The organism is Acinetobacter wanghuae, from assembly GCF_009557235.1.
GTDB lineage: Bacteria > Pseudomonadota > Gammaproteobacteria > Pseudomonadales > Moraxellaceae > Acinetobacter > Acinetobacter wanghuae.
In genome coordinates, this window is sequence record NZ_CP045650.1 from 161,405 (window position 1) to 183,666 (window position 22,262).

The window sequence follows — 22,262 nt, forward strand, 5'->3', positions numbered from 1 at the left end:
GGTTGAAATAGATGACACATTATTATTGTTATTATTTGCGCTTAAGCTGATTTAGCCTGTAGCTGAAGTTGCTGCTCTGCCTCAAGTTCACGTACCAACGGCAAAACTTTTTCGCCAAAATATTCAACTTCTTCAATAAAGTGTAAGAAACCTGAAAGAATCAAATCCACACCAACTTTTTTAAGTTCCACAATACGTTCTGCAATTTGCTGTGGTGTGCCAATAAGATTGGTACGGAAGCCATCATTGTATTGAACTAAATCTTCAAAGGTCGATTTTGCCCAGTTACCTTCACCTTCAACGGACGCCGCACCTGCTTCGCGTGTGGCATCACCGAAGGCATTGACTGCTTCCACATGCGCTTTATCGATGATTTCTTGTAGAACGGCTTGAGCTTCTTCTTCGGTATCACGCGCAATCACAAAGGCATTGACCCCAATCTTCACTTGATGATTGTTGGCTTTGGCTTTCTCGCGAATATCATCAATTTGTTTTTTCAGCTCTTCCGGGGTATTGCCATTGGTGAAGTACCAATCTGATACGCGAGATGCCATATCACGTGCAGCACGCGAACTGCCGCCTTGGAAAATCTCAATATGCGGTTTTTGCACCGGCTTTGGACTTAAGGTGTAATCCTTAAATTGGTAATATTTACCATCAAAACTAAAGTTATCTTGTGTCCAAACCCCTTTTAAACTGCGAATAAATTCTTCAGAACGGGCATAACGCTCATCATGTTCCGGCCATTCTTCACCAATTGCATCGAATTCACCGCGGAACCAACCGCTGACCACATTAATGGCAATACGTCCATTGCTTAAATGGTCAATGGTTGCCAATTGTTTTGCCGCAAGTGCTGGTTTCCAAGGACCTGGTAAAATTGCAGCAATAACTTTTAAACGTTCAGTTTTTGCCAAAATCCCATGACTAAAACTGACCGATTCATGTTGGTTTTCTGCGTTATAACCTGCGGTAAAGCGAATTTGAGTGAGGGCATAGTCAAAACCTGCTTTTTCTGCGGTTTGTGCCAAACGGACATTGTAGTCATAGCTCCAATCGGTACGTTGCTCAATTTGACTTACCACCAAGCCACCGCTGACATTGGGTACCCAATACGCAAATACAATATTATTATCTTTTGACATGAGATTGACCCTCTCCCTAAATCGTTCGAATTAAGCTACATGCGTTTTTGGTAATTTCTTTTGATGAATGCGTGCTTCAGCAGCATCTAAACTTGGCACAGCCGCAGAGGGTAAAACCTCATCTTGTTCAATTTGTTTATTAATGCCTAAATTTTGGCTGGCTTGGATGGTTTTTTCTTTGACCACTTCAGCGCGTTGACCTTTGGCAGGGGCCCACTCAAGAATCGGTAACGCACGTGCCACAGCCAAAGTAATACGGTCACGTAGCAATTCACTATGAATCGTATATTCAGGCGTGAAGTCTTTATCTGTTGCATACACACCAATTGGGAGTGTTTGGGCTTGGAAGAAGCTGAACAATGGACGAAGTTGATGTTCAAGCACTAAAGCATGACGTTCAGAACCGCCAGAAGCGGCAAGTAACACAGGCACATCAACTAAAGCTGTTTGTTCGACAAAATCGAAGAAGTGTTTAAATAAACCTGTAAATGATGCACGGTATACAGGTGTACCAACAATCAACGCGTCTGCAGCTTCAACAGCGGCTAAGTCATCTTGTACACGTTGTGGCAATTGATTACGGTAAATCGCACCACCTAATAACTGACCAATTTCGCTAAATTTAATGAAATGGACATTGATCGGTGTTGCTTCACCGAGTTCATCAACAATGGCTTGAACCAATGCTTCTGTTTTTGATGGATTGTTTAAACCGCCTGAAACAGCAACAATATTGAGGGGTTTTTGAAGACTTGAGCTCGGCATAACAGTAACCTAAAAAGAAAATGTATCAATTGCTGTTATTAATCCAAATTCAGCTTATGCCGTAAAATAAGGAAAAGCATAAAAGTTATCTATTTTTGATATATGACTAAATGAGTCGGATTTGAGCCTGATCATATTTGCTAATACTTTGAAAAATAGGTTTATATTGAAATGTGATAAGCTTTGCAAAAAACCAATAAGCCATATATGAAAAAGTGATTAGAATTAAATAATTATCGAAATACCTAAACGGTGTTTCTTTATGAAGACAAACTGAACATTAATTTAAAATTTGTTCACTGTTGCGTGTGCTAAAACTGATTTGTGTAGGTAGAATAGGGGCTACCGTGCACAAGATCTCTCATGTTGCCTATGAATATTTTAATCGTTGATGATCATCCCTTGTTTCGTCATGCCCTCATCCAAGCCGTTCGTTACAGCCTGCCACAAGCGCAAATTCATGAAACTGCTGCAGTTAATGAATTTTACGAACGTCTAGAAAAAGGCCCAGAGCCGGATCTTGTTCTACTTGATTTGAATTTACCCGGTGCTTCAGGTTTTTCAGCCTTGGTGCATGTACGCGCACAATATCCATCATTACCGATTATTGTGGTTTCAGCGCATGAAGAAACCAGTATTATTCAGCGTTCAATTGCACATGGTGCGATGGGCTATATTCCAAAATCAGCCCATCCAAGTCATATTGGTGAAGCGATTCGTGAAGTGCTTGAAGGCGAAATTTGGTTACCACCAACCTTCCCAGCCAACATGAACTTTGATCCACGCGCAGCAGATGAAACGGCTTTGGCTGAACGCATTCAGTCACTGACACCGCAGCAGTTCCGGGTACTGATGATGGTGGCAGAAGGTTTATTGAATAAACAAATTGCTTATGAATTAGAAGTGTCTGAAGCAACGATTAAAGCGCACGTTACTGCAATTTTCCGTAAGTTGGGTGTACAAAACCGCACGCAAGCGGTACTTGCGATTGGCGCTTTGAATATCGAAGAAAAGAAAATTTAATTTATCAATCATCGTTAAGATGCAAAAAAGGAGCTTTTATGAAAGCTCCTTTTTTTATGCGAATTTGATTGTGTTGTTACGACATGAATCCAAAATCGATTAGGCAATATAATCTTGTTTAGGGGTTAAATCAGCACAGAACAAAGGATTTAAGGCGCATTGCAATTCATCAATTTGATCTTGTGAAACGTAGCCTTTATTTTTCAAAAACTCAGCAATTCGATCATCACGTAAGCTTAAGAAGGTCGCATCATATACGCCTAAATCAATAAATAACGCGGCAGTTTCCAAACTATTAAAACGGTCTAAATACACGTCATTTCCATACATCAAGAAAATATGATCCTCTTTAGATAATGGATCGACATTTAAACTTGTAGCCAAAGCATCGGGCGGGGTTTTAATAAATAGTAATTCTGAGAGTTCATCAAATTTCGTGGTGTCGAGTTGTAGTTCACCTGTTTTAACCAACCCGAGCCAAGCTTTAAACACCAAGACCGCACCACCGCGCAGTAACATACTCCAAATTTGATGACGTACAGCTTCAGATAAGTCTTGAGACTCAAGTGCTAATGCTTGAATAAGTTTTCCTTCTTGTTCGGCAATTCGCTCAAACAAACCGAGACCTTGCGGTTTATACGCATAGGGCTGAAAGACATCAAAATGTAATTCCTCAAATACTTGTAAAGCTAAGGGTACAGCACTTTCATAAAGCACATCGAGCGCTTGGGTCTGAGTTTCATTGAGTTTACTGTGCTTAAATAAAGCCTTCCAATCAATGATAGGCAACAGTGCATTGGCACCATATTGACGGTGGAATTGTTGGTTTTGATTCAGTTCTAGCGTGTTATTTTTATCAATATTCATGACAAATCGTCCTGTGGAATCTGGTCAATCATCGAGCTGAATGTCAAAAAATAATTTTAAGAAATTCAGTTTAATCGATCATTTCATTGCTCTATATTTAGAGCGAATAGGAAAAGAATTAAAGTCAGACTAAAGTTCTAATGATGGATTTTTATTATAAAAATATTTATAAATTAAATATTTACGAAGATGTAACTAGGTGTGTGAGTGTCGATTTTAGAATTGACTATTTTTTGCCATAGCGAATTTAGAAATGAATATTTTGGTAAATCAAAAGCATGATTTATTGGGTGAAAATGAACACTTTTGCATATCAGGCTTAAATTGATGCCAATGCTGAAATTTTTTGTCACATTAAAATAAAAAGATGCCCATTTTGAATAACAAAACGGGCATCTTTTTTACTTCATTTTTTAAAGCTTAATCTGAAATTTTAAGTCCAGATAACCAAGATCTGAGCGATGCAGGTTTAAGCGGTTTTCTGAGTAAGACAATGTTGAGCTCTTTTAAGCGTTGCGGCAATTCTGGATCTGAATCGGCGGTAATGAGAGCAACAGGAATATTGTCCCCACGATGTTCCAAAATGAAATCTAAACCTAGTTTGTTTTGGTTTAAATGTTGATCGACCAACCACACTTGAATGTTTTCTTGTTGCACCAAGAGGGCTGCCTGTTCAGGCTCAGTAGCTTTAAAGACTTGATAGCCCCACTTAGTCAGTAAGGTCGACATGCCTTCCAAAATGGCTTCGTCATTATCCAAGCACAACACTTTAAAGGATTTTGATTTGAGCGGTGCAGCTTGAGTTGGCGCAGCCACAACTTTAGGAGCTGTAGTTAAAGGCACTTCAATCATAAAGCATGAGCCTTGACCTAAAGCTGAATAGACGTGCACAGGATAATTCAGCATGCTGGTCATACGCTGCACAATGGCAAGACCAAGTCCTAAGCCTTGTTCACCCCAAGGTGAGGTATGTCCACAACGTTCAAATTCTTGGAAAAGTTTAATACGTTGTTCTTCTGCAATCCCCGGACCGGTATCCCAAACACCAATGCGAATATGATTCGGTTTGCTACTCGAACGCAGCACACCAACAACCACTTTACCGCGAGCGGTATAACGCAGCGCATTACTGACGAAGTTCTGAATAATACGACGAATCCATTGCGGGTCGGTATCAATCCAGAACTGCGCATCATGGACGCTAAATTGAATGCCACGCTGTGCGGCAATCGATTTAAATTGCAGTTCTAAATCGCTGAGTAAATCATGCAGTGGATAGGCTTGACGCTTTGGCTGAATGGTACCGCCTTCAAGTCGTGCAATATCGAGTAATGCCGACAACATACTTTCTGCACCATGCAAGGCACGATCAAGTTGCTGTAAGGTTTTACGATCTTCATCAGATTGTATGCTTTGTTCTAAAGCTGTACTGAATAAGCGTGCTGCATGCATCGGTTGCAATAAATCATGACTGGCAGCGGCAATAAAGCGACTTTTTGACATATTGGCTTTATCGGCTTGTTCACGTGCCAATTGCTGTTCAGATAGGGCATCGGCAAGCTGTTGGGTACGATCTTGCACGCGTCCTTCAAGTAAGGCTTCGTTTTCACGGAATGCAGTAATGTCGGCAAAAGTCGTTACAAAACCACCGCCTTCGATCGGATTGCCACGCATTTGAATCACGCGCCCATCTTTACGAATGCGCTCAAACTCATGCGCACTGCCGACGCTCATCCAGTGCATACGCTTACGTACATGTTCTTCGACTGAACCGGGGCCACATTCACCACGTTCTGCGTTATAACGAATTAAGTCTGAAACTGGACAACCGACATAGACAATCTCTTTTGGATAATCAAATAATTTAAGATATTGATTATTCCATGCGACCAAACACATATTTTCATCGATTACGCTCACCCCTTGGGTCATATGGTCAATCATGGTCATGATCAGGTTTTGATTGAAACGTTGCCATTGTGATGCTTGGTCAAGAATATTTGCCACTTGACCGAGGGCTAAACCGTTGTTGACCATTGCTGTCGTCAAGAGGGTACGCGCTGAAGCAGCGCCAATCGTGCCTGCTAAATATTGTTCGGTAAAACGCCACCACATACCGTTGGCACTGCTGTTTTCATGCAATTCGACATTATTTTGAGTACAGAACTGTTGGAAAGCACGTGTAGTCGGTTCTTCACCTGTAATCCGTTTAGCCAGCGTAATTAAGTCACCAACTTTCAAACGTGCCACATCTTGATGTGAATAATTTACTTCACTATTCAGGCTTTGCGATGGTAAAGGCTTGGTTTCATAGTAGAAGAAACTTTCCGCTTGAATTTGTTCTGCAATACTCGGACGGAAAATTCGCGACACCCAAATATAGAGCAAAATATTCAGACCCAACGCCCAGATCACGCCATGTGTCAGTGGATCTAGAGATTCGAAGCCGAGTAACCCTTCAGGACGTAACCAATTGATTCCAAAAGGACCATGCTCAATAAAGTTCTGACTAAAGGCTTGATAGGACTCCGGCAGGCTTCTTAACATGGTTGGGAGCAATAAGGTATATGCCCAAAGTGCAAAGCCTGTAAGCAGTCCTGCATAGACACCCTGTTTACTGCCACCGCGCCAATATAAACCGCCAATCAGGGCAGGGGAGAACTGTGCAACAGCACTAAATGCCAATAAACCAAATACAGATAGTTGGTTGATATCATTAAAGAAAGTATAGAATAAGAAGCCAAGCAGCATCACACCCAAAATACAAATACGTCGGGTAAATTTGAGTACCAAAGGCAAGCGTTTATCATGGCGCGAAATGAAATTAAACCGCCATAAGGCAGGCATGATGAGGTCATTACTCAGCATAATGGACAGTGCAACTGACGATACCAGCAGCATGCCTGTAGACGCGGAGAAACCGCCTAAGAAGGCTAACAGTGTCAGCCAATCTTGGTTATAACTGAGCGGCAAAGACAGCACTGCTACATCCGGAATAGCAAGATACTGCGGAGCTGCATGTAAAGCCCAACTTGCAATTGGAATAATCGCAATCGTGGTCAACAGCAAATACGCAGTAAACCAACGACGCGCACCACGAATATGTTTTTCATCACGTAATTCAACCACAGCAACGTGAAATTGGCGTGGCAAACAGATAATCGCAAGTGCCGCGAGTAAAGTCTGTACCCAAAAACTTTCTGGTACACCTAACAGTTGTACATCGCGGAAGGTCATACTCATGTCGCGGGTAATTTGTGGCAAATTTTCAGGTGCTTGGAAAATAAAGAAAGCCGCCACAGCAATCAGGGCGAAGAGTTTGACGAAGGACTCGAATGCGACCGCGAGCATCAAACCGCCATGCTGTTCAGTATTGGCAATTTGGCGTGTACCAAAAATCATTGCCAAAATGGCTAAGATCCCTGTCAGAACCAATACGCCATTGGTGGTATTGGTAATGCCTGCAGACGGTTCCAAAATGACCGCAGCACTCAATGCAATTGCACGAAGTTGTAATGCCAAATACGGAATAATGGCGATCACGGCAAGAATGGTCACCAAAGATGCCAGTGTGCCACTTTTGCCATAACGTGCAGCCACAAAGTCCGCAATGGATGAAATCGCATGATGCTGACGTACACGTCCAAGCCGTCGCCAAATATCGTAACCGAGCGCCACAAATAGCAATGGACCTAAATAGATCGGCAGGAAAATAATCCCTTCACGAACAGCCGCACCTGTTGCACCATAAAATGTCCACGAAGAACAATAGACACCTAAAGTTAAACTAAACAATAGCATGCGTCCTCGGGTGCTAAGACGACTGGCGTGTTTCTCCCCGAAAAATGCACAAATAAAGAGTAATGCGATATAGAGGGCTAGAACCCCGATGATGAGCCAACTGTTCATATAGCCTGACGTGTACTGAGCAGAACACTATGATAACGCATGATGAAAGTGATCGCCTGAATTGATTATTTTTTAACGACCAAAGTCTAAATTACAAGCAATACAGAACCTTGTTAACGTAGCACAGTAATAATTCAAATTAAAAAATAGTCAGCCCATGGTCGGGCGATAGGAGTGTAATTATGGATGAGGCGAAGGTAGAACGCATTCTACAAAATCCCAAATTCAAAGCAATGGTCCAAAAAAAACGTAATTTAAGTTGGACGTTAACGATCATCATGTTGGTGGTCTATGTCGGATTTATGCTGTTAGTCGGTTATAACAAAGAATTTTTATTAAGTTCAGTCTCAGGTGGCGTGACCACATGGGGCATTCCCTTAGGTCTTGGCATTATTGTTTTATCGTTCGTGCTGTGCTGGGTGTATTCGTATATTGCCAATAATACATTGGATCAATTGAATGCCGAAGCCATCCGCGAAGTTGAAGCGATCGCTAAAGAAAAAGGAACACACTAAGATGAAAGGGAATTCTTTGAAAAATTTAGCTTTAGCAGCAATCGCACTGATGATGTCATCAGTGGCATTGGCAGGTCCAGACTTAGGTGCAGCAGAGCAGCAAGCGACCAATTGGCATGCCATTATCATGTTTGTCATCTTTGTCGGTGGTACCTTGTTTATTACTAAATGGGCAGCCAAGCAAACCACAAATACCAATGATTTCTATACCGCAGGTGGCGGTATTTCTGGCTTCCAAAATGGTTTAGCCATTGCCGGTGACTTTATGTCAGCAGCGTCATTTCTTGGTATTTCTGCAATGGTGTTCTTGTCGGGCTTTGATGGCTTGCTGTACTCACTCGGCTTTATGGTCGGTTGGCCGATTGTTTTATTCTTGGTTGCAGAACGTTTGCGTAACCTGGGTAAATTTAACTTATCGGATGTCGTTTCATTCCGCTTAGAAGAAAAACCCGTTCGTACTTTGGCCGCTATCAGTTCATTGGTTGTGGTGGCATTCTATTTAATCGCACAGATGGTTGGTGCGGGTCAGCTTATCAAACTGCTGTTCGGTTTAAATTATAATCTTGCTGTTGTGATTGTTGGTTTGCTGATGATGGCGTATGTCATGTTTGGCGGTATGTTGGCAACCACTTGGGTACAAATCATTAAAGCGGTGATGTTGCTCTCAGGTGCAACCTTCATGGCATTTATGGTGATGAAAGGCGTAGGCTTTAGCTTCACTAATATGTTTGAACAAGCGATTGGCATGTATTCAAGTGTACATAACATTAGCTTGATTGAAGCAACCAAAATCATGGGACCGGGTAGCTTAGCATCGAATCCAATTGATGCGATTTCACTGGGTCTAGCGTTGATGTTTGGTACAGCAGGCTTGCCACATATTTTGATGCGTTTCTTTACAGTAAAAGATGCCAAAGAAGCGCGTAAATCTGTGGTTGTTGCAACGGGTTTTATTGGTTACTTCTACCTACTTACCTTCATTATTGGTTTCGGTGCGATTCTATACGTTGCCAATAATCCACAGTTCCTTGATGTGGCTAAAATGGCGATTACCGGTAAGCTAGAATTAGTGGGCGGTAATAACATGGCTGCGGTTCACTTGGCAGATGCTGTCGGTGGCGACCTGTTCATGGGCTTTATTTCTGCGGTGGCATTCGCAACAATTCTTGCGGTTGTAGCAGGTTTAACCTTGTCAGGTGCGTCTGCAATTTCGCATGACTTATACGCGAACGTATTCAAAAAAGGTCAAACAACGCCTGAATCTGAATTGCGTATGTCAAAAATCGCAACACTTGGCTTGGCTATCTTTGCGATGGTATTGGGTATTTTGTTCGAGAAACAAAACGTAGCCTTCATGGTGGGTTTAGCATTCTCAGTTGCGGCATGTGCAAACTTCCCAGTACTGGTTTTATCCATGTATTGGAAAGGTTTAACGACACGTGGTGCAGTCGTGGGTGGCATCGTTGGCTTAGTAACTGCGGTGACGCTAATTGTATTGTCTAAAGCCGTTTGGGTCGACACTTTGGGTATCTCAGACAAAGCAATCAATCCATTTAATGGTCCTGCAATCTTTGCAATGCCGTTATCGTTCTTCTGCTGTTGGTTATTCTCTGTGACAGATAATTCTGCAAAGGCACAAGCAGAGCGTAAGGCATTTGATGCACAGTTTGTTCGTTCACAAACGGGTATTGGTATCTCAGGTGCTTCAGATCACTAAGAGCAACTTTTATTAAAAAAGTCCCGAAAGGGGCTTTTTTATTGTCTGATTCTTTTATCTAAGGATGGCGTTTAGATTAAATTTCAAGCAGGATGAATACGCAGAATAATGAAAATATATTCATGATCCATTCTAAGGACAGTATGAAACAGACGATTTTAAAAATGTGGCAAGATTTTAAAAATTTGCCTTCAGCATGGTTATTACTGATCCAATTTATATTATTGGTGTTGTCTGTATTGGCGTATGACAATGTGTCTTATCGTGCCGGAATATGGGTCATTGGCGTGTTATTGCTGTTGGTGGTCGCGAAAGTTATTCGGCAGACACCCGTGTTTACCATATTGGGATTAAGCTGCGTCGCAGGTGCGATCTTCTTTTCACTGTTAATTTTATTGGGTGTTCATCGTCCATGGGTGCATATCACGGCACATGCGTTTGAAGCTGCAGCTTATTTTTCTGCCGCCTATGGTTTATTGCGTTATATGTTCCATGATCGCTATTTAACGAAAGATGAATTGTTTGCAGCTGGTGCGGTATTTACTTTGTTGGCTTGGGGCTTTGCCTTTTTATATAGTATTTGTCAGTTGATTTATCCAGCAAGTTTTTCGAGTCCCAATGGGCAGCCTTTACAAGCATGGTTTGATTTATTGTTTTTAAGCTTTAGCGTGCAATCTGCAACAGGATTATCAGATCTGATGCCCATCAGTCCATTCGCGCGCATGTTGGCAATGATTCAAATGTTTTTTGGCGTGATGTATTTAGCAGTGATTGTCTCTCGGCTGATTGCGCTGCAATATATTCGTCATTTACCCGACAAAGCGCGTTTAACGCATAAGCACAAGCCACCTAAAGAATAAAAGAACTAACGACTACTGATTAAGTTACAGTAACTTAACTGCTTTATATTCTCGCTATGACTAAAATAACAACAGATTCAGTTTTTATACACTGAACGTTCTGAGCATTTTCTATTTATTCATCATGATTTGATTCAGTTTGCTTATTTAACTTTTACAAAAAAATGGGGGATTTATGCCTTCCAATAAATCATCTTGGTTTGCCAATATCAATCCAAATGTATTTATCAGTACTGTGGTGATCATTGCCATCTTTTTAGCTTTGGTGGTGTTTGCACCGAATTCATTCGAGCTATTAACGCAGCACATGAACCAATGGATTACCCAATCCTTTAGCTGGTTCTATGTCTTATCCGTCGCGATTTTTTTAATTTTACTGATTTATATTGCGCTATCAGACATGGGCAAAATTAAATTAGGACCTGATCATAGTCAACCCAAATATAGCAGTGCATCTTGGTTTGCTATGCTGTTTACCGCCGGTATGGGGATTGGTTTGATGTTCTTTGGTGTGGCTGAACCAGTCATGCACTATGTCACACCGCCCGTTGGTGAACCCGAAACCGTCCTTGCTGCGCAACAAGCGATGCGTGTCACCTTCTTCCATTGGGGCTTACATGCATGGGCAATTTACACTTTAGTGGGTTTGTCTCTGGCTTATTTTGCCTATCGCCATCAATTGCCGTTAAAAATTCGCTCATCCTTATATCCTTTGATTGGTAAAAGAATTTATGGACCGATTGGCGATGGTGTCGATACTTTTGCCACGATTGGTACTGTCTTTGGTGTGGCAACCACCTTGGGCTTTGGTGTGACACAAATCAACTCTGGTCTGAATTATTTGTTCGGAATTGAACAAAGTGCAAGTAACCAAGTGATTTTAATTATCGTGGTCAGTGCGATGGCAGCCACCTCGGTATTTTTTGGTTTAGATAAAGGCATTAAACGCTTGGCTGAATTGAATTTAGTCCTCGCACTGCTGTTATTGTTCTTTGTGTTTATTGCCGGTCCAAGTATCTATTTACTACAAACGACAATTCAAAATGCAGGTCAGTATCTGTCGAATTTGTTTAGCATGACCTTCAATTTGTATGCCTATCAGCCGAGTGGTTGGATTGGTGGCTGGACCATTATGTATTGGGCGTGGTGGATTTCTTGGTCGCCATTTGTTGGGATGTTTATTGCACGCGTCTCAGAAGGACGGAGTATCCGAGAGTTTATTGTGGGCGTGCTGTTGATTCCGACAGGCTTTACCCTCATTTGGATGGGCTTTATGGGCAATGCCGCATTGTTTAGCATTATGCATGAAGCCAATACCTCCTTATTAGATGCGGTACAACGTGATTCTTCGGTGGCTCTGTTCGAGTTTCTAAGTCATCTGCCTTTCAGTTCGGTGACCAGCATTATTGCAACCATATTGGTGATGCTCTTTTTCGTGACCTCTGCCGATTCAGGTGCGCTAGTCACAGATTATTTGACCGCAAAAACGGACAATTCACCGACTTGGCAACGCCTGTTTTGGACAGTGTTGATGGCACTTTTGGCAATCATATTGTTATTGGTTGGTGGGCTTCAAGCGCTGCAATCAGCCACGATCATGAGTGCCTTACCTTTTACCATTATTATGCTGTTTATTTGTTGGGGCTTAGTCAAAGCGCTGCATTTGGATGTTACCAAAATGCATGCCCTGCAAGCCGCACGCATTACGCCACGTGCAATTCAAAACCCACGGAGTTGGCAACAGCGTTTGGGGTTAATCATGCACTATTCACACACCGAACAAGAAGTGCAGGATTATATTCAAACTACCGTAAACAATGCCTTTATGAGTTTTCGAAGTGAATTAAAAAGACGCAATTTACAGGTCAATATTAAAACTTTAGAAAATGGACTTCAGTTACGTGTGGATCATCAGGATGAAATTAATTTTATCTATCAGGTGAATAACACTCAAACGTTGAGTCCGCGTTTTATGGCAGATGCAGCTCCTGATGAAAGCCATTCTTATCAGGCAGAGGTCTTTTTAAGAGAGGGTGGACAAAATTATGATGTGATGGAGTGGACGCAAGAAGATCTATTACAAGATATTTTGGATCAATATGAACGTCATCTTCATTTCTTAAGTTTAGTCCGTACACCTGAGTAAGCTAAAACAAACCTAAAAAAAGGACGCATAACGCGTCCTTTTTTGATTCAGAATCTAATTTAAAAAATTAGAAACGGAATTTAGCATTTAAGCCAACAGTTTGAGTATCAAGCTCTGAACCATTTTCAGCATTAGCATTTACGTAGCTTGCACCAACAGCAACAGCTGGAGTGATGAAGTAGTTTACGTTCGCACCCAAAGCTTTGTCTGGTGAACCAGCGTAGCTAGATTCTAAGTAAGAAACACCAACGCTTAGTTTAGGGTTAAGGTAAAGAGTTGTACCTAGGTTGAAAGCAGTTGCTTCACCATAAACTAAACCAGATTCAAAACCGATTGACATGTTAGTGCCATCGATACCACCAACGTATTTAGTACGTGCAGTGATTGCATCTTGATCGTCTGCAATTGTTTTAGATTCAAGCGCAGCTTTAGCAACACCGTTAGAAGCAATGTTGAAAGCATCATAAGACACTTGGTCAGCAACGCTTGTGTAACCAACAGCAACTAAGAAGTTAGGAAGAACTAAAGCACCAAGTTCTAAAGCATAACGGTCGCCATTGTCATCAGTTTCGCCAGCTTTGTTGTCAGTAATTGTGTGGTTGTAAGACGCGCTTGCATACACAGGTACAACTTTAGTTGGTACGTAAGCTTCACCTTTCACACCGAAAGTGTGGTTAGCAGTACGTGTACGGCCATCTTCTTCTTGACCATTTTCGCCGTAGCTATAAGCAGCAGAAACGTTCGATGCATGGTTAAGGAAAGCAGCTTCATCTAAAGGACCTTTAGAAGAGTCAACATCGTTGAAGTAGTAAGTACCTTGAACAGCGCCTGTGAAGTCTTTGTCGTTAGCAGTGTTGTCGATGTGTTCTGCTTGACCTTGAACTTCGAATTGATACGCTTGAGCACCGGTCATCGCTAATAATAAAGCAGTGGCTAAACCAAGTTTTTTCATGATAATTACCATTTTGATACAAGGGAGTTGAAACAAGTCACGATTGTATTGTAACAATTTATGTTGTCAATGGATGCAATTATGTTCTTTTCTTAAACATTTTTGTCATATATTTTTTGTGTATTATTCTAGCAATGCCTTTTATTTTTCTTTCTTTTTTTTAAAAAATTGAAAATTAACAATATGTTGTATGTTCTATGCTGTTGTTCAGAATAAATTTTAAGATGAAATTTGTTATCTTTCTTGCATATTACTTGAGCGGTTATTTACGAAAAAATGAATGCAATAGCAAATAAATTTCATATTAAACAATTAGATAATTGGGTATTTAATTTTGATTAATAATTATTCAAGTGTTTGTTTAATTAATGATCAGTTGATTTATATTCATCCAAAAGATGTCTTTAACTGTGATTTTTGTCACATTTAATTTTAATAGTGTGATGTGGTATAAAACCAAGTGTTTTAATCGGCTTTACTTTTTAGGTGATCTTTACCATAATTTCAATATCAACTTAGACATCACATATAGATTTCTAACTTGTACAAATCTCCACGATTTTGTTTTTATCAGCCCAACTTTCCCCAAGGTTGGGCTTTTTTTTATTCAAAAAAAGACCCTAAATCATCTAAATGTTTACATGAGTTTAATTAAAGAACTAAACCTAAATTGAAAAATAAATCGCACCAAAATGATGCATTAATTTTAAGGGGCTTCATCATTGTTTTTCATTCGGATAAAAAAAATCCCAGTCTTCATAGAAAACTGGGATTTTTTCGCCAAAATTTGCGGGAAAACTAAAATATCTGCTGAGGAATAAAGTAGCTCGCCCTAATGCGGTGCATTATGCACTTAATTGTTGCATGTGTAAATAGTCTGAAAATACTGTTTTATTCTTTTTTTAGCTTATTTTTTGGATTCTTTTATTATTTTCTAATAAGGCATTATGCTTATAAATTGAATCCGCGGTTCTTTGTCAAAATCAAAAAATATAAGTGACTGTTAAATTAAATAAATTTTTTAAAAAATATCTCTAAATGGTGAAACAGGACTTTATAGTTCAAGGGTGTTGTTTGTATAATGACCACTTCAATATGAATATTCGTTTGAATAATCGAGGGCGTAAATAAAACATGCATTCATTACGCTCTGAACATATGAGTAAGCGCCTGTATTGGGCGATGTCGATTATTATCTTATGTTTGCTTTTAATCTGTATTCCTTTAATTGTCTCAAGTAGTCAAAAATTTCAGCACTCTGTTAAAACGTATAATGAAATTAAGGTGCTTGAGCATGTCGCAGACTTAGCCAATAAAATCTCTCGCGAACGCGCACCTGCCAATAAAATCATGTCTAGTTCCATTGAGGACTTTGAAAAACATCGTAAAGAATTAGCCGATTATCGACGTGGTGTCGATCAGCAACTCGAGCAGACACAGCTAATTCTAAAAAATGCTGGTTTTAATACGCTGAGTGCACAAATTTCTCATACGCTTATCCCAACTTTAGCGCATGCGCGTCAAGACGTTGACGTGTATGCGGCACTGCCACGTACCGAGCGAAGTGCTGAGAAATTAGATCAATCCATTTTGTCTATGTTTGAGGCGTGGCAGAGTAGTCGTCAGGTATTAAAAGGTGTGGTCATTGAGTCTGAAATACCGTCCACAAAACTCTCTAATTTTGTCTCGCAAATTTTATTGTTATCGGATTTACGTGACCAAGCAGGGCGTGTTGCCTCAAATGTAATGGCGCATGTGACATTTGGCACAGTTCTGCCTGAAACAAATTTAACGCGCTCATTACAAACCCAACATCAGGTACTGTATTTATGGGATTTGATTGAAACCATTCAACCGATCCAAGATAAAACCCCTGAATTTATTCAACTGCACGATGAAATTAAGACGCAATTTATTGATCAAGGTTTACCTTTAGTATCAGGCTTAATTGAGGATAGTCTACAGCATCGTCCATATCGCTTAACGGGCACTCAGCTTACCGAAGCAATGGTGGATAAATTTGCCACAGTTATCGATTTACAGACGTATTTACTTGAATATAGTCATGATCTTGCCTATCAAGACGTACAGAAAAATTTAAAAGATTTACTGTGGACTGTCATTATTTCGCTTATTTCTTTAACCATGGCGATTGTGACCATGTTTTCTGCACGACGCAGTTTGTTCTTACCCTTAATTACAGCACGTGAAATGTTATTTGACTTGTCTGAGTCGACTGATCGAAATAAATCCGTAAATCCGCAAGGGGTGAGAGAAAATCCAGACAGTTTATTTGCAGCGATTCAAAAATTAGAGCATTCCTTACAACAACGTGATGCTTTGGAATTTCGTCTTAAAAATATCGCGCATTCGGATTCATTGACGGGGTTATCAAACCGTTTTGCATTAGAAGAATATATTCGCTTTTTGGAAGGGCATCCTTCGAAGTTATCCAAAACCTGTTTAATGATGATTGATATTGATCACTTTAAACAAGTGAATGATCAGCATGGGCATATCATTGGCGATCATGTCATTCAATCTGTAGCCGATTGTTTGAAAAGCAACGTGCGTACCTCGGACATGATTGTGCGTTATGGTGGAGATGAGTTCCTGATACTCATTGAAAATATTGATATGAACAATGCACTAACCATTGCGCATAAAATTCGTAAAGAGGTGAAGGCTGAAACGATTTTAGATGCAGATGGACAGCATATTCCGTTTTCAGTCAGTATTGGTGTTGCCATTGGTGCAGAGTCTTGGGTGCGTTTGTTTGAAGCTGCCGATGAAGGATTGTTTAAGGCGAAGGCAAAAGGGCGGAATGCAGTCGCCGAGGGATAATTGTTTTCAGTATTTAAAATATCTTTCTTATCATTTTGGAAAAATTAGTACTTTTAGCTGAAAAGAATTTGTCTAAGGGATAATTGTTTTCAGTATTTAAAATATCTTTCTTATCATTTTGGAAAAATTAGTACTTTTAGCTGAAAAGAATTTGTCTAAGGGATAATTGTAGGATATACCAACTTCCATTTGGCTCATCTCTAAGCTCAGGATAACCATTCTCTGTATTTGCATAATTTAAGCTTATGCTAATATTTGAAGATTGTTTAATATCGTCTTTAACATATTCGAGATAGCTAGAGATATTTGTACATGAAGGTGTTTGATCTTCGGATGAATCAATTCTGAAATTTAATAGCTTAATTTTCTGATAATCACTTTTAATTTCAGGAATAGCTTTTCCTTTATGCTTGCCAATATTGTGTAAAAGTATAGGAAACATTTTACCCCACTGTTGTTCTTTCCAAGCATTTAAAAAGATAAGTAAAGTGTGTTCAGGTAAGCCTTGCTCTATAGTTATTAGATTTTGACTTTGCCAATACTTTTCAGATTTGATGGGGCGTTTTTTCCATAAACTTATGCGCTTAGAGAGTTCTTGAGTCTTATTATATTTTTCTAAGGATTCTTTTATAGAAATCGATTCTATAGGTTGTTTATCGATTCTTTTTTCATCAGACCAATCAATTACACAGTCCAGCAACCACCAACATTTCGAAGCAACTTCTTTATTAGAAAAATTTAAATCACGACCATGTAAAATTCCATTGCGATACGGAATTAAAATTTCTTCTTCTGTTGTTTTTTTCCTTGATGTGTTCATGATTAATTTCAGAAAAGGTAATCCTGTTTCATGCGATGTAATGCTGTCATAGAGTTCTAGGTCTGATTTTTCAGTAAAGAAGCCAACATGTTTTGAAATGTCGTTGACTAAGCCATCTATTAGCGCCAGTAATAAAGGAATACATGAATGATAACGTTGTTCTAAATAATCTATTTTTAATAACTTAAGTAAGTCTAAGCGAGTCTTAAATTCAGGGCGAGAACTACATTTTGTAAGAATGAATTCAACCATTTTTTCATCAACATATTCTATGAGTAATTCTTTTGCTTCCTCATATTTATTCGTTGAACCTAAAGCCACTGATTGTTCTAAAACAGTCTGACTTAATCCACTGTAACAAATCCATCCATCTTTTGAGAAAAGCTCATTAAATTTATCAGGTAACGTTAAAATATGACTATCTTTTATCATCTGCATAACTTGATTGCGATGTTCTTTTAATTTTGGATTAATCGTATATATGAAAGGGATCTTTTCAAGAAAAGTATATCCTGTTTGTAATAATTGGCTAAAAGTTAAAAGTGGTCTAATTGACTCATTATCTGTAATTTTTGGCATTTACTCTCCAAATAAAAAACGGTGAATGAATCACCGTTTTAGCATACTTATAAAGTGAATTAAATCCTCCCTAACCCTCCTTTGATAAAGGAGGAAATTTCCCCTCTTTTATAAAGAGGGGTTAGGGGAGATTGTTATTTCAACAAAGGCTTCAAGAACTTCGCTGTATGTGAAACTTTCGATTTCGCCACATCTTCAGGTGTGCCTTCCGCAATAATCATACCGCCACCAGCACCACCTTCAGGACCTAAATCAATCACCCAATCGGCAGTCTTAATCACATCCAAGTTATGCTCAATCACGACAATGGTATTACCCTTGTTACGAAGCTCATGCAAAATATCAAGCAACTTGGCAATGTCATGGAAATGCAAACCTGTGGTCGGTTCATCCAAGACATAAATAGTTTTACCCGTATCGCGTTTAGCAAGTTCGCGTGCTAATTTGACACGTTGTGCTTCACCACCTGACAGTGTTGTTGCAGATTGACCGAGACGGATATAACCCAAACCAACTTGCATCAAGGTATCTAAACGACGGTGAATGACAGGAATGGCATCGAAGAACTGAGTGGCATCTTCAACAGTCATTTCTAAAACATCAGAAATGTTCTTGCCTTTGTAATTCACTTCTAAGGTTTCACGGTTGTAACGTTTGCCATGACAGGCATCGCAAGGTACATACATATCGGGTAAGAAATGCATCGCGACTTTAATCATGCCATCGCCTTCGCAGGCTTCACAACGACCGCCTTTCACGTTAAATGAGAAACGACCTGCGGTATAACCACGACCTTTGGCTTCAGGTGTTTGTGAAAATAACTCGCGAATTGGAGTAAATAAACCCGTATATGTCGCAGGGTTTGAACGTGGTGTACGTCCAATTGGGCTTTGGTCAATATCGACAACTTTATCGAGATACTGTAAACCATCAATCGAATCGAACTTCTCTGCGGTAAGTGTGGTTGCACCATTCAACTGGGTTGCTGCCAAAGGCAATAAAGTACGGTTAATCAAGGTTGATTTACCTGAACCCGAAACCCCAGTAACACACGTCATAATGCCAAGTGGAATGGTTAAATCGACATTTTGTAAGTTATGCCCACACGCACCTAACAGCTTAATTTGTTCTTCAGGTTTAGGTGGTTTTACTCGTGTTTTCGGGACTTCAATTTTACGCTTACCTGTCAGGTATTGACCGGTCAGTGATTTTTCATTGGCAATGATTTCATCATACGTCCCTTCCGCAATGACATAACCCCCATGCACACCTGCACCCGGACCAATATCAATAATATGGTCAGCCGCACGAATTGCATCTTCATCATGCTCAACGACAAGCACGGTATTGCCTAAGTCACGTAAGCGTACAAGCGTTTCAAGCAAGCGATCGTTATCACGTTGATGTAAACCAATCGATGGTTCATCCAGTACGTACATCACGCCCATTAAGCCCGCACCAATTTGCGAAGCCAAACGAATACGCTGTGCTTCACCGCCCGACAAGGTTTCCGCAGAACGCGATAAACTTAAATAATTCAAACCAACCGACACAAGGAAATGCAGACGTTCACGAATCTCTTTAAAGATTTTATCTGCGATTTCACCGCGTGCACCTTCAAGGTTGAGACCTTGATAATAGCTTTCGGCATCGCCAATCGACATTTTGGTAATTTGTGCGATGGTTTTGTCTAAAATTTTCACATTACGTGAGATTTCATTCAGACGTGAGCCATCGCAGGCATCACATGCCGCATTCGATAAATACTGTGCAAGATCATCACGCACATAATTACTTTCAGTTTCACGGTAACGACGTTCTAAATGTGGCAACACACCTTCAAAAGCAATTACACGATTATGACGACGACCGCGTTCATCGATATAACTTAAATCAATTTTTTCTTTACCTGTACCGTATAAAAATTTCTTTTTCACATCGGCATCAAGTTCGTTCCACGGGGTATCCAGTGAATAACCAAAATGTTCGGCAACTTTTTGGATCATACTGTAATAGTACGGGCGTTGACGATCCCAACCACGAATAGCGCCTTGGCTAATAGAAAACTCAGGACTTGGAATCAGTTTGTCTGCACTAAAGTGACTACGTGTACCTAAACCATCACAGACAGGGCATGCGCCAAATGGATTGTTAAATGAGAATAGACGGGGTTCAAGTTCACCCACCGCACGTTCACATTCAGGACATGAGTGTTTTGCAGAGAACACACGGTCGGGCTGTTCGTCATTCATCCATGACAAAATGGCAATATCACTACCTAAACGTAGCGCTGTTTCAAAACTTTCAGCAATACGGTTACCAAGATCATCACGGACTTTAAAACGGTCAACCACAACTTCAATGCTGTGTTTTTTCTTTTTATCGAGTTCAGGCGGTGGATCAATTTCCATGATTTCGCCATCAACACGGGCACGAACAAAACCTTGGCTTTGTAATTGTTCAAACAGCGCGGTGTATTCACCTTTACGTTCACGCACGACAGGCGCTAATAACAGGAGTGCAGTACCTTCTTCAAGCCCTTTGACTGCATCGACCATTTCCGTCACGGTTTGCGCAACCATCGGTAGGTCATGTTCAGGGCAATACGGTGTACCAACACGTGCATATAGCAAACGTAAATAGTCATAAATTTCGGTAATAGTACCGACCGTCGAACGTGGGTTATGACTTGTCGATTTTTGCTCAATAGCAATTGCAGGGCTTAAACCTTCAATCGAGTCGACTTCGGGTTTTTCCATTTGCGATAAAAACTGACGTGCATAAGCCGATAATGATTCAACGTAACGACGCTGACCTTCGGCATATAAAGTATCAAAAGCCAAGGATGATTTACCTGAACCGGAGAGCCCCGTAATCACCACAAACTTGTCGCGTGGAATATCAAGGTTCACATTTTTTAAGTTATGGGTTCGTGCGCCTCGAATACGGATATGACTTTGGCTCATGCAATGATCCTAAATAATTCATTTAAATAAAACCTATATATGATACCGCATGAAAAATGTTCAAGTGCAAAGAAAAGTATGTTAAACGTCAAGTTATGGCGGTGAATGTGGGTTTACTGTCTGCTTATGCAGCATTCAGACACAATTTTAAAATAAAGATAAAAATTGAATGAATTTTTAAATGATTTTAAATGTTTGTTTTTTATTTGAATTTTTAATTATTTTATACTTAATGGTGAATAAATATTCTATACTTATATGAAAATAAAAAAGAAATGAAGGTGAATGCAGATGTTGAAATCAATCGGGGTATTTATCTTTTGTATATGCGCTTATATAAACGTCTATGCGCAAGATTTCAAAATCATGCAATTCAAACAAGCCATCGATTTAGCAACTACGCAGCAGATTGATCTTGAAATTACAGAGGTAGAGCAAGATCAGCAATTTTGGACAGCTATCTATGTCATTGCCCATCAAGGCATGTCGGATGCTCAAGCCCAACTTCATGTTCAAATTCAAGCCAAAGGGGCTTTAAATATCGCGAATCCTACGGTCAATCCATGGCTTGCACAGATTCAAGCCACAGATCTTCCACGTTCAGATCGCTATTTACTGACGGATTTACCCACTATCAGTGCTGCGATTCAACAGCATGAGCAAACCAAGATTGAAGCACCGCTATTACAAGCAGACAATCCTGTTCGGGTGTATGCACAATTTATAGATTGGCTGCCGAGCTATAATCATCAAGATGATATTCATCTCACGCTGAGCATTCCTGTGCAACATGGTTTATATGCGGCTGCGGTGTATGTGATTGTGGGGCAAGGCGCAAAGCCTGAAGAACTGTTAAAAATAGCGCTTCAAAGTGAAGCATCAAGCCTACATAAGCCGCAAGCAGAAACGATTCAACATGAGGCTGTATCAGATGTGGTAACGGATACGGATCGAACACAAGAAACTACAATTGAGCATGCCGCTGAATCGGGCAAGAAGAATATGATACTTGCCGCATTGGCGATTTTAATTTTAGCGTATTGGTTGTGGCGTCGACGACGTTGATCGATCTAGTGGTTATTTTTCCATTCAGATAATTCAGTCGGAAAAATCAAAAATAATGTAAAAGCAACAGGGAATGACTTTGGTTTAAA

General features: G+C 40.1%; 14 protein-coding genes. 7 read left to right on the top strand and 7 right to left on the bottom strand.

Going from position 1 to position 22,262, the window contains the following annotated elements; all coding sequences use genetic code 11:
• Positions 1-41: 41 nt before the first annotated feature.
• Both sfnG and msuE read right to left on the bottom strand, forming a co-directional pair.
• Positions 42-1,145, bottom strand: a complete 1,104-nt coding sequence (gene sfnG, locus GFH30_RS00745) for a dimethylsulfone monooxygenase SfnG (RefSeq protein WP_153370234.1) — start codon at positions 1,143-1,145, stop codon at positions 42-44.
• A 30-nt stretch (positions 1,146-1,175) separates the two neighbouring features.
• Positions 1,176-1,910 (bottom strand): FMN reductase, encoded by a 735-nt coding sequence (msuE, locus tag GFH30_RS00750; protein WP_153370236.1) that lies wholly within the window; start codon positions 1,908-1,910, stop codon positions 1,176-1,178.
• A gap of 372 nt (positions 1,911-2,282) precedes the next feature.
• Between msuE and GFH30_RS00755 the strand changes: the two genes are divergently transcribed.
• Positions 2,283-2,933 carry a response regulator gene (locus tag GFH30_RS00755; RefSeq protein ID WP_153373318.1) on the top strand — a complete coding sequence of 217 codons (651 nt, stop codon included), beginning with the start codon at positions 2,283-2,285 and terminating at the stop codon, positions 2,931-2,933.
• A 99-nt stretch (positions 2,934-3,032) separates the two neighbouring features.
• Here GFH30_RS00755 and GFH30_RS00760 read toward each other — a convergent pair whose 3' ends face one another.
• Together GFH30_RS00760 and GFH30_RS00765 are read right to left on the bottom strand one after the other, a co-directional pair.
• The gene (locus GFH30_RS00760) at positions 3,033-3,800 is read right to left on the bottom strand and encodes a hypothetical protein (RefSeq protein ID WP_153370238.1); all 768 of its coding nucleotides are present in this window, start codon (positions 3,798-3,800) and stop codon (positions 3,033-3,035) included.
• 420 nt (positions 3,801-4,220) lie between these two features.
• The gene (locus GFH30_RS00765; protein ID WP_153370240.1) at positions 4,221-7,709 is read right to left on the bottom strand and encodes a hybrid sensor histidine kinase/response regulator; all 3,489 of its coding nucleotides are present in this window, start codon (positions 7,707-7,709) and stop codon (positions 4,221-4,223) included.
• Positions 7,710-7,891: 182 nt separating this feature from the next.
• Between GFH30_RS00765 and GFH30_RS00770 the strand changes: the two genes are divergently transcribed.
• From GFH30_RS00770 to GFH30_RS00785, 4 genes are all read left to right on the top strand, one after another.
• A complete protein-coding gene (locus GFH30_RS00770) occupies positions 7,892-8,224 on the top strand; it encodes a DUF485 domain-containing protein (protein ID WP_153370242.1) in 333 nt (110 codons plus the stop codon).
• A 1-nt stretch (position 8,225) separates the two neighbouring features.
• Entirely contained in the window at positions 8,226-9,941 is a 1,716-nt protein-coding gene (locus tag GFH30_RS00775) for a cation acetate symporter (RefSeq protein ID WP_153370243.1), read from the top strand.
• A gap of 143 nt (positions 9,942-10,084) precedes the next feature.
• Positions 10,085-10,801 (top strand): ion channel, encoded by a 717-nt coding sequence (locus GFH30_RS00780; protein WP_153370246.1) that lies wholly within the window; start codon positions 10,085-10,087, stop codon positions 10,799-10,801.
• A 175-nt stretch (positions 10,802-10,976) separates the two neighbouring features.
• Complete coding sequence (locus GFH30_RS00785; protein WP_153370248.1) at positions 10,977-12,947, top strand: BCCT family transporter; 1,971 nt, start codon at positions 10,977-10,979, stop codon at positions 12,945-12,947.
• Positions 12,948-13,014: 67 nt separating this feature from the next.
• On the opposite strand, the gene omp33-36 is transcribed toward GFH30_RS00785, so the two are convergent.
• Positions 13,015-13,911 (bottom strand): porin Omp33-36, encoded by an 897-nt coding sequence (omp33-36, locus tag GFH30_RS00790; RefSeq protein ID WP_264766836.1) that lies wholly within the window; start codon positions 13,909-13,911, stop codon positions 13,015-13,017.
• A gap of 1,122 nt (positions 13,912-15,033) precedes the next feature.
• On the opposite strand from omp33-36, the gene GFH30_RS00795 reads away from it, so the two are divergent.
• Positions 15,034-16,743 (top strand): GGDEF domain-containing protein, encoded by a 1,710-nt coding sequence (locus GFH30_RS00795; protein WP_153370252.1) that lies wholly within the window; start codon positions 15,034-15,036, stop codon positions 16,741-16,743.
• 136 nt (positions 16,744-16,879) lie between these two features.
• Here GFH30_RS00795 and GFH30_RS00800 read toward each other — a convergent pair whose 3' ends face one another.
• Positions 16,880-18,142 (bottom strand): hypothetical protein, encoded by a 1,263-nt coding sequence (locus tag GFH30_RS00800; protein WP_153370254.1) that lies wholly within the window; start codon positions 18,140-18,142, stop codon positions 16,880-16,882.
• A 134-nt stretch (positions 18,143-18,276) separates the two neighbouring features.
• The gene (gene uvrA, locus GFH30_RS00805) at positions 18,277-21,108 is read right to left on the bottom strand and encodes an excinuclease ABC subunit UvrA (protein WP_153370256.1); all 2,832 of its coding nucleotides are present in this window, start codon (positions 21,106-21,108) and stop codon (positions 18,277-18,279) included.
• Positions 21,109-21,474: 366 nt separating this feature from the next.
• Here uvrA and GFH30_RS00810 point away from each other — a divergent pair, with 366 nt between their 5' ends.
• The gene (locus tag GFH30_RS00810; RefSeq protein ID WP_153370258.1) at positions 21,475-22,173 is read left to right on the top strand and encodes a hypothetical protein; all 699 of its coding nucleotides are present in this window, start codon (positions 21,475-21,477) and stop codon (positions 22,171-22,173) included.
• Positions 22,174-22,262: the final 89 nt, after the last annotated feature.